Here is a 12,378-nt window from a genome sequence, read left to right on the forward strand (position 1 = left end):
GAATGCCCCGGGTCAGGAGTTGTGGACAACCTGGGACTGGTGTGGCACGGGGCAACCACCGGGGAAGGTGCCGAGCTCCTCGAGCTTGAATCCGTCCGGGTAGGAACGGATCCACGGCAGGTCCTCGATGACCTTGGGCCGGCGTCGCGCCGGGAAGGCACGGAGCAGGGCGCCGCGGGCCTTGAGCGCGGCACGCGAGGCGCGCTCGACGGACGGTCGCGGAGCCGCATAGCCCAAGGCCTCGCGCAACGGCTGGTCCATCAGCGCGCGGCTGAACACCTCGACCGCACGGCTGGCCGCGCGGGGGTGGAAGGTGAGCATCAGCTCGAGCGTGGAGTCGGCGACCCGGCGCCCGCCGGGATCGAAGCCGAAGTGCTCCTGCTCGTAGGTGTCCATCAGCTTCTCGAAGCCCTCATAGGTCTCCGGCACGTCGCTGATGTTCATGTGCTTGGCCAGGATCCGGTAGTAGGCCACCGAGGCCGTGACCTCGTGATAGCTCATCGGACGCTTGCCATAGTCGTCGAGCCAGCGCTTCGGGACCACCACGAACGTGCTGAGCACATAGAGCATCTCGTGGTTGGGGATGTCGTAGGAGCGGTGCATCTGGTTGATCCGCCGGATCGCCGCCCTCGCCTCGGGGTGGTCGAACCCGTGGCGCGCCGGGGGCTCGAGCAGCAGCGCGGTGTCGTCGTAGCGCTTCTGGACGTTGCCGGTGAACTCACCGGTCTCGTCGAGCAGTCGTCCGATGCCGGGCACCGCATAGGTGCGGAAGAGGGCGAAGCTGAGTGCCTGGTTCATGTCCCAGGGGAACTCGTGCATCAGCAGGGTGCGATAGATCTCGACGCAGTCCTCGATCGGGTCGAGGGACTCATTGCGGAGCTTCCAGTGGGCACGCTTCATGAGGCCATCATGACAGCAAAACTGTCACTATGGGAGTGTCAGGATGAACTATCTGCCGCCCGGCAATGCCCACGCCACAAGGCGATTGCCGCTAAGGCGACTTTGACGGGGCGAAATCGACGGGCGACGCAGTCGGGCGCTCAGTCGCGGTTCTCGTCCTGTGCCCGACGGGCGGCATCGCGGATCTCGAAGAGCTCGGAGGCCAAGCCGCCGAGGGTGCGCGCCACGTCCCGGACCGCACCGGTGACAGCGCCACCGACCTGGCCGACCGCGTTCACGGTGGCCTCGAACGAGTCCTGGATGGCGTCCTTGCGGATCTCGTTGCGGCTGATCTGCTCGGGGCCGCGGGGTTCTCTGCTGTCTGGCGTCATGGTGCCTCCAGTGTCGATCAAGTCGGGTGATGCCCACAAGAGATGTCCCTCACGCGAGCGCACGCACCAGGAAATGAGCGCTACCCGCCGTGGTTCCGGCGGGTAGCGCACATCAGATGCGGTGGATCAGGCGGGAGTGAGGCGTTCCTGCGCGGTGGCGGTGAGCACCTCGTGCAGCGCGGGGATCCGCTCGCACATCTCGGTGACCGCCTCGGCCGTGAAGTGGATGACCTCGAGCGGTGTGGCGGCGACGACCGTCGCCGTACGCAGCTTCTGGTTGACGACCGCCATCTCGCCGACCACCTCACCGGGACCGAGGCGGGCGACCTCGACGTTGTTGCGTCGGATGGCCACCTCGCCGGCGACGATCAGGTAGGCCTTGTCGGCCGGGGTCCGCTCCCACATCAGGGACCAGCCCTGGGGGACGGTGACCCGGGTGCCGTGGGCGTGGAGGAGCTCCAGCTCCTTGTGGGTCAGCTTGTCTGCAATGTGTGTCATGTGTTTCTCCTGCAATGAAGGGTTCAGGCTGCCGAGACGCGCGGGTCGGCGTCCTCTACGAGTGAGAGGTCGGGCTGCTTCCGCTTGGGCGGAAGGGCCATCTTGAAGATCTTCTTCGCGACGCTGCCGAGCTGCCGGTGCAGCGGGCCGGTGTTGTAGGCCAAGCCGTAGCGCTCGCAGATCTCGCGCACCTCTTCGGCGATCTGCGGATAGCGACGCGCCGGCAGGTCCGGGAACAGGTGGTGCTCGATCTGGTGGGACAGGTTGCCGCTCATCAGGTGCAGCAGCTTGCTGCCGCTGATGTTGGCCGAGCCGAGCAGCTGGCGGTAGTACCACAGCCCCTTGGTCTCGTTCTCGGTCTCCTCCTGGGTGAAGGTGGCGACACCGGCCGGGAAGTGGCCGCAGAAGATGATGTTGAACGCCCAGATGTTGCGGATCAGGTTGGCGGTCGCGTTGCCGACGATCGTGGGCACGAACAGCGGTCCGGTCAGCGCCGGGAACAGGACGTAGTCCTTGAGCGCCTGGTTGCGCATCTTCTTCATCAGGCCGGGATAGAGCGGCTTGTTGTCGGCCAGCGAGCGCTTGCCCGAGACGATGTTCTCGACCTCGAGGTCGTGCAGGGCCACGCCCCACTCGAAGAAGACCATCAGCAGGAACGCATAGACCGGGTTGCCCAGGTAGTAGGGGTTCCACTTCTGGTCCTCGTCCATCCGCAGGATGCCGTAACCGATGTCGCGGTCCTTGCCGAGGATGTTGGTGAAGGTGTGGTGGATGTAGTTGTGGGAGTACTTCCACTGGTCGCTCGGGCAGACGTTGTCCCACTCATACATCCGCGAGTTGAGGCCCGGGTCGCCCATCCAGTCGTATTGCCCGTGCATGACGTTGTGGCCGATCTCCATGTTGTCGATGATCTTGGAGATGGACAGCGACGCGACGGCGAGCGGCCAGGCCGGCGGCAGGTAGAACAGCGCGCGGCCGGCGATCTCGAAGCCGCGCTGGGCCTTGAGCACGTTGCGGATGTAGGTCGCGTCCTCCTCGCCGAGCTCGGAGATGACCCGCTGGCGGATCGCGTCCATCTCCTCGCCGAACTTCTCCAGCTCTTCGGGGCTGAGGCTGATCTTGTCGCTCATGGTGTCTCCTCTGGTTGAGGTGGTCTGGGGTGTACGTCGGGTGCGCGCAGCGCTGCTAGAGCTCCACCGTGCAGTCGCCTTCGGGGGCCGAGACGCAGATCCTGATGTCTTCGTCCGGCAGCGATGAGGTCTCGCCTGTGAGCACGTTGGTCACGGTGCCCTCGGTCTTGCGCGAGGTGCAGGAGAAGCAGATGCCCATCCGGCAGCCGAACTCCGGCGCCAGGCCGGCGGCCTCGGCCTGCTCGAGCAGGTTGGTCCCACTGTTCGCCGCGCTGAGCCCGGACCGGGCGAAGCTGATCTCACCCTCGGTCGAGCCGCCCGAGACCTTCGGCGGCTTGAAGAACTCGACGCGCAGCTCCTCGGAGCCGTCGTACGCCTTCTGCACCGCGTCGATCAGCGGAGCCGGACCGCAGGCCCAGGTGGGGACGTCGCGATAGCCGGGGACCAGGCGCTCCAGCCAGGCCGGGCTGAGGGCGGGGTCGCCGAGCTCGGGGTGGAGCAGGTGGATGTCGACGCCGTAGCCGGTGCGGGCCGCGTCAGCGAGCTCCTCGGCGAAGATCTGGTGCTCGGGCGACTGGGCGTAGTGGATGAAGGTGACCCGGCCGCGGTGCGTACGGCGCTGCAGCGTGCGCAGCATGGACATCAGCGGGGTGATCCCCGAGCCGCCGGAGATGAACACGACGTGGCCGGGCATGGTGTCGGGGAGGGTGAACTCGCCCTGCGCCTGCGAGAGGTGCACGACCTGACCGGGCTGGGCCTCTTCGACCAGGAACTTCGAGACCAGCCCGTCGGGGTTGGCGCGCAGGGTGATCGTGAACCGCTCCCCGGCGCCGGCCTCGTGGCTGGAGACCGAGAAGACCCGGGTGGTCCGGCGGGCGCCGTTGATCTCCACCCCGAGCTGCACGTGCTGGCCGGCGCGGTGGCCCTGCCAGGTGCTGGTCGGTTGCAGCGTGATGGTGGCGACCGCCGGGTGACCCTCGACGTCGACCTCGCGGTGGATCTCGACGATCCGCGCCCGGACCTCCTTGGCGGCCCACATCGGATTGACGAGCTCGAGATAGCGGTCGACTCCGTGGGGCGAGGTCAGTGCCTCCAGCGCCCGGGAGCCGAGGATGCTCTGAACGATGCTCATCTGCCCGTCCTTCCGATCAACTTTTTGAGTGAACATGCGTACACTGAAACTGTACCGAAGGACCCGCACCCCGCGTCAAGCCATCACGCTGTGACCCCGCCCACCCGGAGAGCACATGTTCACTCAAAGCTTGGAAGCTCGTTCACTAGACTCGACTCCCGTGAGCAGCAACGAGATCGTCGCCAATGAGAGCCGCCAGGAGCGCAAGGAGCGCACCCGCCGCGCGATCCTCGACGCGGCGCTCGACCAGCTCTCCCACACCAGCTTCGACTCGATCTCCCTGCGCCAGCTGGCCAAGGCGGTCGGCATCGTCCCCACCGGCTTCTACCGGCACTTCGCCACCCTCGACGAGCTCGGCCTGGCGTTGGTCGAGGAGTCCTTCGGCACCCTGCGCGACCTGATCCGCGAGGTCCGCCTCGACAACGACCTCGTCCCGGACACGCTGATCGACCGCTCGGTCGACGTGCTGGCCGAGCAGCTCATCGAGCACACCGATCACTACCGCTTCATCAGTCGCGAGCGCCACGGCGGCTCAGCCGTGCTGCGCGAGGCCATCCGTCACGAATTCACCCTCTTCGAGCGCGAACTGGTCACCGACCTGGCGCGGATGCCCGAGATCTCGCACTGGGGCGCGCGCGACCTGCACGTGCTGGCCAGCCTGTTCGTCGAGGTGATGGTCTCGGCCGCCTCCGAGCTGGTCAGCCCCTCCGCGGACCAGCCCGCCGTACGTCGTGGCCTGATCGACAACCTGCGCAACCAGGCCCGGATGATCGTGGTCGGCGCCGCCGGCTGGCAGCCGCTGAAGTCCTAGCGCAACTCGCCGCGGTTGCGACGCCGCCTGCTCTCGCCGGGCATCGCCTTGCGGACCACGGTGACCCCACCCATCAGTGCGAAGCCCTTCACCCGGACGACCTGCGAGTCGGGACCCACCTCGGCAGGGACCCGGTCCCTGGCCTGGCTGAAGTCGCCCATGATCCCGATCCCCGACACGATCACGTGGGTGTGGGCGTTGACGATCACGTCGATCCCGCCCATCACCGTGTTCGCGATGATCGTGGTCTCCGGTGACGTGAAGACGGCTTGGCGCAGGTCGAGGTCGATGCCACCCATCAGCGCGAACGCGGTGTGCGTCTCCCCCATCTCCCAGACGCCTCTGCGGTCCTGGCCACCCATCAGGGCGAACGATGCGTTGTGGCGCGGTGCGGTGACGTTGGCGGCAGCTCGCCGCGCCGGGGTCGCCGGCGGGGCCAGCTCGATCCCCCGGGCCGGCAGGTCCGCGGTGATCGGGACCAGGTCGGCATAGACCTTGGCGGCGTACGTCGCCTCGAGCCGCTCGTCCAGCTCGTCGAACTCCAGGCGCCCCTCACCGGCGGCGTCTCGCAGGAGGTCGGCCACCTTGTGCCGGTCGCTGTCCGAGATGCGCATCCGCGACGGGTCGTCCATGGCCCTCACCCTAGCGATCAGGCCACGGCCTCGTCAGCCAGAAAACGACGAACGGCATTGGCAGCCACCCGACCCGCGCGGTTCGCGCCGATCGTGCTCGCCGACGGCCCGTAGCCCACCAGCTGTACCCGGGGATCGGCCACCGCCGTGGTCCGGTCGAGCTGGATGCCTCCGGCCGGGCTGCGCAGGCGCAGTGGTGCCAGGTGTGCGATCTCGGGACGGAACCCGGTGGCCCACAAGATCACGTCCACGGCCTCGAAACTGCCATCGGCCCAGCGCACCCCGTCCGGTTCAATGGCCTCGAACATCGGCCGGCGTGCGGCGTAGGCACCGAGCCGCTCTGCCTCCCGCTCCTGCTCGCGCAACACCAGGCCGGTCACGCTGACCACGCTGCGGGGCGGCAGGCCACGACGTACCCGATCCTCGACCAGGGCGACCGCCTCGCGGCCGCGGTCCGGGGTGAAGTCGTCGGTGCGCCAGATCGGCTCCCGACGGGACACCCACACGACCTCGGCGACCGGAGCCAGCTCACCGATGAATTGGACCGCGGACGCGCCGCCACCCACGACCAGCACCCGCTTGCCGACGAAGTGCTCGCGACCGGGATAGCCCTGGGTGTGCAGCTGCTCGCCGGTGAAGGTCTCGACGCCCGGATAGTGCGGCACGAACGGTCGGGTCCAGGTGCCGGTCGCGTTCACCAGGGTGCGGGTGCGCCAGCTGCGCTCGGCGGCGCCGACGACGAGCAGGTCGCCATCGGAGCTCACCCGATCGACCCGGACCGGGCGGACGACCGGCAGCGCGTGCCGCTGCTCGTAGTCGCGGAAGTATGCCGGCACCACGAGATTGGCCCGCAGCCCGCTGCGCCGTGGCGCGGGCTCCTCGGGCAGGTCGGCGACGCCGTGGACGTCGTGCATCGTCAACGAGTCCCACCGGTGCTGCCAGGCACCGCCCGGAGCGGAGCCGGCGTCCAGCACCACGTGGTCGATCCCGAGACGCGTGAGGTGGAAGGAGGAGGAGAGGCCGGCCTGTCCGGCGCCGATCACCAGGGAGTCGAGGATGTCCACATCCTTTCCAACGTGGGGCGTGACGGGTCTATGCCCGGTCCTCTCCCAGCACCGACAGCCGCCGCTCTGCCTCAGCTCCTGCTGCCGTAATCTGGGTGCCGTGCCGAACGACGCTGAGTTCCTCTATTCCGACCTGCTCCCGACCGGCAAGGACGACACTCCTTATCGGCTGATCACCACCGAGGGCGTGAGCACCTTCGAGGCGACAGCCCCGGACGGCTCGACCCGGACCTTCCTTCAGGTCGAGCCCGAAGCGATCCGCCAGCTGACCTCCGAGGCGATGCACGACATCAGCCACTACCTGCGCCCGGCGCACCTGGCCCAGCTGCGCAAGATCATCGACGACCCGGAGGCCTCGGGCAACGACCGCTTCGTGGCGCTCGACCTGCTGAAGAACGTCAACATCTCCGCCGGTGGCGTGCTGCCGATGTGCCAGGACACCGGCACCGCAATCGTGATGGGCAAGAAGTCCGAGGGCGTGCTGACCGGTGCCGACGACGGCGAGGCGATCAGCAAGGGTGTCTACGACGCCTACACGAAGCTGAACCTGCGCTACTCGCAGCTGGCGCCGCTGACGACGTACGAGGAGAAGAACACCGGCACCAACCTCCCGGCGCAGATCGAGCTCTACTCGACCGCGCAGGGCGAGCACGGACCGGAGTACAAGTTCCTCTTCATGGCCAAGGGCGGTGGCTCGGCCAACAAGTCGTTCCTGTTCCAGGAAACCAAGGCGATCCTGAACCCGAAGCGGATGCTGGAGTTCCTCGACGAGAAGATCCGCTCGCTCGGCACCGCCGCGTGCCCGCCCTACCACCTGGCTGTGGTCATCGGCGGCACAAGCGCAGAGTTCGCGATGAAGACGGCGAAATATGCCTCCGCGCACTATCTGGACAACCTCCCGACCGAGGGCTCCATGAGTGCGCATGGGTTCAGGGACCTCGAGCTCGAGGACGAGGTGTTCAAGCTGACCCAGTCGTTCGGGATCGGCGCACAGTTCGGTGGGAAGTACTTCTGCCACGACGTGCGCGTGGTCCGGTTGCCCCGCCACGGCGCCTCCTGCCCGGTGGCGATCGCGGTCTCATGCTCGGCCGACCGCCAGGCACTCGGCAAGATCACCCCCGAGGGTGTCTTCCTCGAGCAGCTCGAGACCGACCCCGCGCACTACATGCCCGACGCGGGTGTCGCCGAGGACATCTCCGGCGGCGAGGTCGTCAAGATCGACCTGACCCAGCCGATGCCGGAGATCCTGGCCGAGCTGCGCAAGCACCCGGTCAAGACCCGCCTGTCGCTGACCGGTCCACTGGTCGTGGCCCGCGACATCGCGCACGCCAAGATCAAGGAGCGCCTCGACGCCGGCGAGGAGATGCCGGACTACCTGAAGAACCACCCGGTCTACTACGCCGGCCCGGCCAAGACTCCCGAGGGAATGGCGTCCGGTTCGTTCGGTCCGACCACGGCCGGACGGATGGACTCCTACGTCGAGCAGTTCCAGGCCGCAGGTGGCTCGATGGTGATGCTGGCGAAGGGCAACCGTTCCAAGGTCGTCACCGAGGCCTGCGACACCCACGGGGGCTTCTACCTCGGCTCCATCGGCGGTCCCGCCGCGCGGCTGGCCCAAGACTGCATCAAGTCCCAGGAGGTCATCGAATATCCCGAGCTCGGGATGGAGGCGATCTGGAAGATCGAGGTCGAGGACTTCCCGGCCTTCATCGTGGTCGACGACAAGGGCAACGACTTCTTCACCGATCCCTCCGGCGCAGTCACCGTGCCGCTGAGCTCGATCGGCGTTCCCGGCGTGAGGGTCCGCTCGCAGGAGAAGTAACCCCTGACGAAGGCAATCGGCACGGCCACCCAGTGCTGGGTGACCGGGCCGATCCAGGTGGTTGTGACGGGCGCGTCCACAACGGGTAGCGCCCGCGGCGTCAGCCGCGCAGCTTGCCGGAGAGCGCGATCACGGCGTCGAGGACGCCGGCGAGCTCGCCAGTGCGTCGCTCGAGGGGCGCGAGGCCGCTCTCGGCGAAGTCGGTGAACAGCCCCAGGGAGACCTGCGGGCGAACGGCGATCAGGTGCGCGTTGGCGGCGATGGTGCGCCAGTGCTCAACGGCTCGGACCCCACCGTCGGCGCCATAGGCGACCAGGCCGAGCGCCTTGCTGCCCCACTCGGGGTAGATCGAGTCGAAGGCGTTCTTCATCGCCGCCGGAACCGAGTGGTTGTACTCCGGGGTGACGAAGACGAACCCGTCGAGTTCGTCGATCTTCTGGCCCCAGGTGCGCACCTTCGGGTCGGCATACTCGCGGTTGGCGGCACCGGGAACCGTCGGGTCATTGAGGAGCTCGAGGTCGTAGTCGGCGAGCTCGATCAGCTCGAACTCGGCGCCGCCGTGTGCGAGAGCCTCGTCCAGGACCCACTTGCCGACGCTGCTGCCGAGACGGCCGGGACGGGTGCTGCCGATGATGATGCCGATCTTCACGTGTTCTCCTGTCGTTGGGTGCGTTCTCGGGGTGAACAAGTTGAAAGGTGTAGCGATTCCCCACCGGGGAACTGTTCACCCGCCCGATACGTTGACACGACAGGCAACGAGAGGAACTCCCCATGCAGTGCCCCACCGACGGCGCAGTCCTGGTCATGAGCGAACGCTCCGGCATCGAGATCGACTACTGCCCCACCTGCCGCGGCGTGTGGCTCGATCGCGGGGAGCTCGACAAGATCATCGAGCGCTCCCTGGGACAGCCGGGCCCCGCACCGGCCGCGCCGGCCGCTCCGCAGGCGCCCGCGCCCCAGAACGCCGCACCCCAGCAGCAGCGTCATGTCGACCGGTCCTACGACTCGGACGACCGGGGCCGGTCCTTCGACCGAGGCTCCTACCAGCCCGGCTTCGGCCAGCCCTATCGCAAGAAGCGCAAGGAGAGCTGGCTCAGCGAGCTCTTCGACTGAGGAGACTCGCTTGGTCGGTGCGCGATGATTCAGTCGTGCCCCTGACCCTGCCCTTCCCGCGCACCACTGGCGCCCAGCCCCGTGCCGGCGCGTTCCCCGATTCGCCGCAGTTCCGCGACGGCGTCTTCCACAACCGTCGGGAAGGGACCCGGGTGACTCCGGAGTCCGGGCGCGCCTCGATCGCTCGCGACTTCGCCCGCAAGGGCAACAGCGGCCGGCCCGGCAGATCGATCCCACTGGGTACGCCGTCCCTGCCGCCGGTTGCGGCGACCTGCGCGGCGACCTGGCTCGGCCACGCCACCGTGCTGCTGGAGGTCGGCGGACACTTCGTGCTGGCCGACCCGGTCTGGAGTGAGCGAGTCTCCCCGGCCACACGCGTCGGCCCCCGTCGCCACCACCCGGTCCCGTTGGCCCTGCGTGACCTGCCAACGCTCAGTGCCGTGCTGATCTCGCACGACCACTACGACCACCTCGACACCCGCACCATCGAGTGGCTCACCGCGAACCAGTCCGTCCCGTTCGTCGTCCCGCTCGGGATCGGCGCCCACCTGCGCCGCTGGGGCGTGCCCGAGCACCGGATCGTGGAGCTGGACTGGGGCCAGGAACACCTGATCGACGACCTGCACCTGGTCTGTGCCGAGGCCCAGCACTTCTCCGGTCGGCTGTTCACCAACAACACCACGCTCTGGTCGTCCTGGATCCTGTCGGCCGGCGAATCGAACATCTTCTTCGGTGGTGACACCGGCTATCACCCCGGTTTCAGCGCGCTCGGTGAGCAGCACGGACCGTTCGACCTGACCGTCCTGCCGATCGGCGCCTACGACAACCGCTGGCGCGACGTACACATGGACCCTGCCGAGGCGCTGCGCGCCCACGCCGAGCTGGGCGGCGAGGCGCTCCTGCCGATCCACTGGGCCACCTTCGACCTGGCCTTCCATGCCTGGGCCGACCCGATCGAGTGGTTGGTGCGCGATGCCCCGGCCGATCTCCGCCTGGCCACCCCGCGCCCGGGTGACAGATTCACCACGGACGGCGAGGTGCCCCGAAGCCCCTGGTGGAGATGAGCCTCAGGAATAGAGGCGTTCGATCTCGGCGGCATACTTCTTGTCGATCGGCTTGCGGCGCAGCTTCAGCGTCGGCGTGAGCACCTCGCTGCCCGGCAGCCAGAACTCCGGGAGCACCTCGAACCGCTTCACCTGCTCGACCCTGGACAGCTTCGCGTTGCCGGCATCGATGCCGGCCTGGATCGCGGCCACCAGGCCCGGGTCCTTGGCCAGGGTCGCCGGGTCGGCCGAGAGTCCGGCCTTGTCCGCGAAGGCGGCCGCACCGTCCGGGTCGAGGGTGACCAGGGCGACGTTGTAGGGCCGCCCGTCGCCGATCACCGTGATCGTCGCGGCCAGCGGCGTGGTCACCTTGAGCGTGTTCTCGATGTTGGACGGCGACATGTTCTTGCCGCCCGAGCTGATGATCAGCTCCTTCTTGCGATCCACGATCGTGAGGTAGCCGTCCCGGTCGATCGTGCCCACGTCACCGGTGTGCAGCCACCCGTCGGCGTCGATCGCCTCCGCGGTCTTCTCGGGGTCGAGGCGATAGCCGGGCATCACGCCGGGACCGCGGAAGAGCAGCTCCCCGTCCTCGGCGAGCTTGATCTCGGTGCCGGGGATCGGCAGTCCCACCGTGCCGACGCGCGCCTTGCCGGGTGGGTTGATCGTGCCCGCGCCGGAGAGCTCGGACATGCCCCACAGCTCGCAGACCTCCAGGCCCAGTCCCATGAAGAACTTGAGTGTCTCCGGGGCGATCGCGGCGGCGCCGGACCAGGCCCACTTGAGCTCGTCCAGGCCGAGCGCGGCCCGCACCTTGGCCAGCACCAGCTTGTCGGCGAGCTTGAACTGGAGGGCGTCCAGGCCGGCCAGCGGCTTGCCGGCCAGTGCGGCGTCGCCGTTCTTCTCGGCCATCGCCAGGCCCCAGGACATCAGGCGCTTCTTGACCGGTGACTCCTCGGCAGCCACCTTGGCCTCGACGCCGGCCTTGATCTTCTCCCAGACCCGCGGCACCGCGAACCAGATCGTGGGGCGGGCGTCGGGCAGCGCAGCCGCGATCGCCCGGGGGTCGGCCACATAGGTGACCTGGACGCCCTTGATCGCGGCGAAGTATTGCGCCGACGCGCGGTCGGCGATGTGGGCGGCCGGGAGGAACGAGGTGATCCGGTCGCCGAACTCGACGGCCACCACCTGCTCGGCTCCACGCACCGTCTCCATGATGTTCGCGTGGGTCAGCTGCACGCCCTTGGGCGGGCCGGTGGTTCCCGAGGTGTAGATCAGGGTGAGCAGGTCGGTGGGCTGTACGGCGCGCCAGGTGGCCTCGAAGTCGAAGTCCGGGGCGGCGAGGCCCTCGAGCTCGGCCAGTGTGTGCGTCGCGCCGTCGGGCTTCCCGTCGACGACCACGACGTGATCGAGGTCGACGCCCGAGGCCAGGATGCCGGGCAGCAGGGCAGCCTCGGTGACGACGATCCGGTTGCCGGCGTTGCCGAAGAGATAGTCGATCTGCTCGGGTGAGGAGGTGTTGTAGATCGAGAAGGCCGCCATGCCCAGGTGCATCGCCCCGGCGTCGACCCAGGCGAACTCCGGTCGGTTGGTGAGCAGGATGGCGAGCGTGTCGCCGCGCCGGTAGCCGAGTGCGGCCAGGCCGCCGGCGACCTGTTCGACATGACGGGCATAGTCGCGCCAGGTCACCGAGACCGCGTCTGCGGGGGTGCGCAGCGCTACGGCGTCGGGCTGGATGCGGGCGGTTTCTTGGAAGGCTTCGCAGACTGTCGTGGCGGTGGTCATCACTTGCTTCCTGCTCGGTGGCGGTGGTGGCGAATGTAAGCCACGTCACATGTCCGGGCAAGGAGTAGTTTCGAGGC

Annotated in this window: 13 protein-coding genes; 4 read left to right on the plus strand and 9 right to left on the minus strand. The window is 68.1% G+C overall.

Annotation, left to right across the window (positions count from 1 at the left end; all coding sequences use genetic code 11):
* Nucleotides 1-12: 12 nt before the first annotated feature.
* The 5 genes from BJ980_RS06710 to BJ980_RS06730 all read right to left on the minus strand — a co-directional run bounded on the left by BJ980_RS06710 (nt 13) and on the right by BJ980_RS06730 (nt 4,031).
* Nucleotides 13-900, minus strand: coding sequence for an oxygenase MpaB family protein (locus BJ980_RS06710; protein ID WP_179501577.1), 888 nt, complete (start codon nt 898-900; stop codon nt 13-15).
* Nucleotides 901-1,040: 140 nt separating this feature from the next.
* Nucleotides 1,041-1,271 carry a hypothetical protein gene (locus BJ980_RS06715; RefSeq protein WP_179501578.1) on the minus strand — a complete coding sequence of 77 codons (231 nt, stop codon included), beginning with the start codon at nt 1,269-1,271 and terminating at the stop codon, nt 1,041-1,043.
* Nucleotides 1,272-1,397: 126 nt separating this feature from the next.
* The gene (locus tag BJ980_RS06720) at nt 1,398-1,769 is read right to left on the minus strand and encodes a Crp/Fnr family transcriptional regulator (protein WP_179501579.1); all 372 of its coding nucleotides are present in this window, start codon (nt 1,767-1,769) and stop codon (nt 1,398-1,400) included.
* A gap of 23 nt (nt 1,770-1,792) precedes the next feature.
* On the minus strand, nt 1,793-2,899 hold the full coding sequence (locus BJ980_RS06725; protein ID WP_179501580.1) for a fatty acid desaturase family protein: 1,107 nt from the start codon (nt 2,897-2,899) through the stop codon (nt 1,793-1,795).
* 55 nt (nt 2,900-2,954) lie between these two features.
* The gene (locus BJ980_RS06730; RefSeq protein WP_179501581.1) at nt 2,955-4,031 is read right to left on the minus strand and encodes a ferredoxin reductase; all 1,077 of its coding nucleotides are present in this window, start codon (nt 4,029-4,031) and stop codon (nt 2,955-2,957) included.
* Nucleotides 4,032-4,191: 160 nt separating this feature from the next.
* On the opposite strand from BJ980_RS06730, the gene BJ980_RS06735 reads away from it, so the two are divergent.
* Nucleotides 4,192-4,842: a TetR family transcriptional regulator gene (locus BJ980_RS06735; RefSeq protein ID WP_343047722.1), complete on the plus strand. Its 651-nt coding sequence runs from the start codon at nt 4,192-4,194 to the stop codon at nt 4,840-4,842.
* Here BJ980_RS06735 and BJ980_RS06740 read toward each other — a convergent pair.
* On the minus strand, nt 4,839-5,474 hold the full coding sequence (locus BJ980_RS06740) for a DUF1707 SHOCT-like domain-containing protein (protein ID WP_179501583.1): 636 nt from the start codon (nt 5,472-5,474) through the stop codon (nt 4,839-4,841). The genes BJ980_RS06735 and BJ980_RS06740 overlap by 4 nt on opposite strands.
* Before the next feature lie 17 nt (nt 5,475-5,491).
* Entirely contained in the window at nt 5,492-6,538 is a 1,047-nt protein-coding gene (locus tag BJ980_RS06745; RefSeq protein WP_179501584.1) for an NAD(P)-binding domain-containing protein, read from the minus strand.
* Between the two features lie 100 nt (nt 6,539-6,638).
* Between BJ980_RS06745 and BJ980_RS06750 the strand changes: the two genes are divergently transcribed.
* Nucleotides 6,639-8,360, plus strand: coding sequence for a FumA C-terminus/TtdB family hydratase beta subunit (locus BJ980_RS06750; RefSeq protein WP_179501585.1), 1,722 nt, complete (start codon nt 6,639-6,641; stop codon nt 8,358-8,360).
* Between the two features lie 100 nt (nt 8,361-8,460).
* Here the strand turns inward: BJ980_RS06750 and BJ980_RS06755 are convergent, their stop codons facing one another.
* Nucleotides 8,461-9,009, minus strand: a complete 549-nt coding sequence (locus BJ980_RS06755) for an NAD(P)H-dependent oxidoreductase (RefSeq protein WP_179501586.1) — start codon at nt 9,007-9,009, stop codon at nt 8,461-8,463.
* A 122-nt stretch (nt 9,010-9,131) separates the two neighbouring features.
* Here BJ980_RS06755 and BJ980_RS06760 point away from each other — a divergent pair, with 122 nt between their 5' ends.
* On the plus strand, nt 9,132-9,473 hold the full coding sequence (locus BJ980_RS06760) for a TFIIB-type zinc ribbon-containing protein (RefSeq protein ID WP_179501587.1): 342 nt from the start codon (nt 9,132-9,134) through the stop codon (nt 9,471-9,473).
* A 35-nt stretch (nt 9,474-9,508) separates the two neighbouring features.
* Nucleotides 9,509-10,537: an MBL fold metallo-hydrolase gene (locus tag BJ980_RS06765; protein ID WP_218855432.1), complete on the plus strand. Its 1,029-nt coding sequence runs from the start codon at nt 9,509-9,511 to the stop codon at nt 10,535-10,537.
* A gap of 3 nt (nt 10,538-10,540) precedes the next feature.
* Here BJ980_RS06765 and BJ980_RS06770 read toward each other — a convergent pair whose 3' ends face one another.
* Nucleotides 10,541-12,301, minus strand: a complete 1,761-nt coding sequence (locus BJ980_RS06770) for an AMP-binding protein (RefSeq protein ID WP_179501588.1) — start codon at nt 12,299-12,301, stop codon at nt 10,541-10,543.
* Between the last annotated feature and the right edge of the window lie 77 nt (nt 12,302-12,378).

Source organism: Nocardioides daedukensis, assembly GCF_013408415.1.
Lineage (GTDB): Bacteria > Actinomycetota > Actinomycetes > Propionibacteriales > Nocardioidaceae > Nocardioides > Nocardioides daedukensis.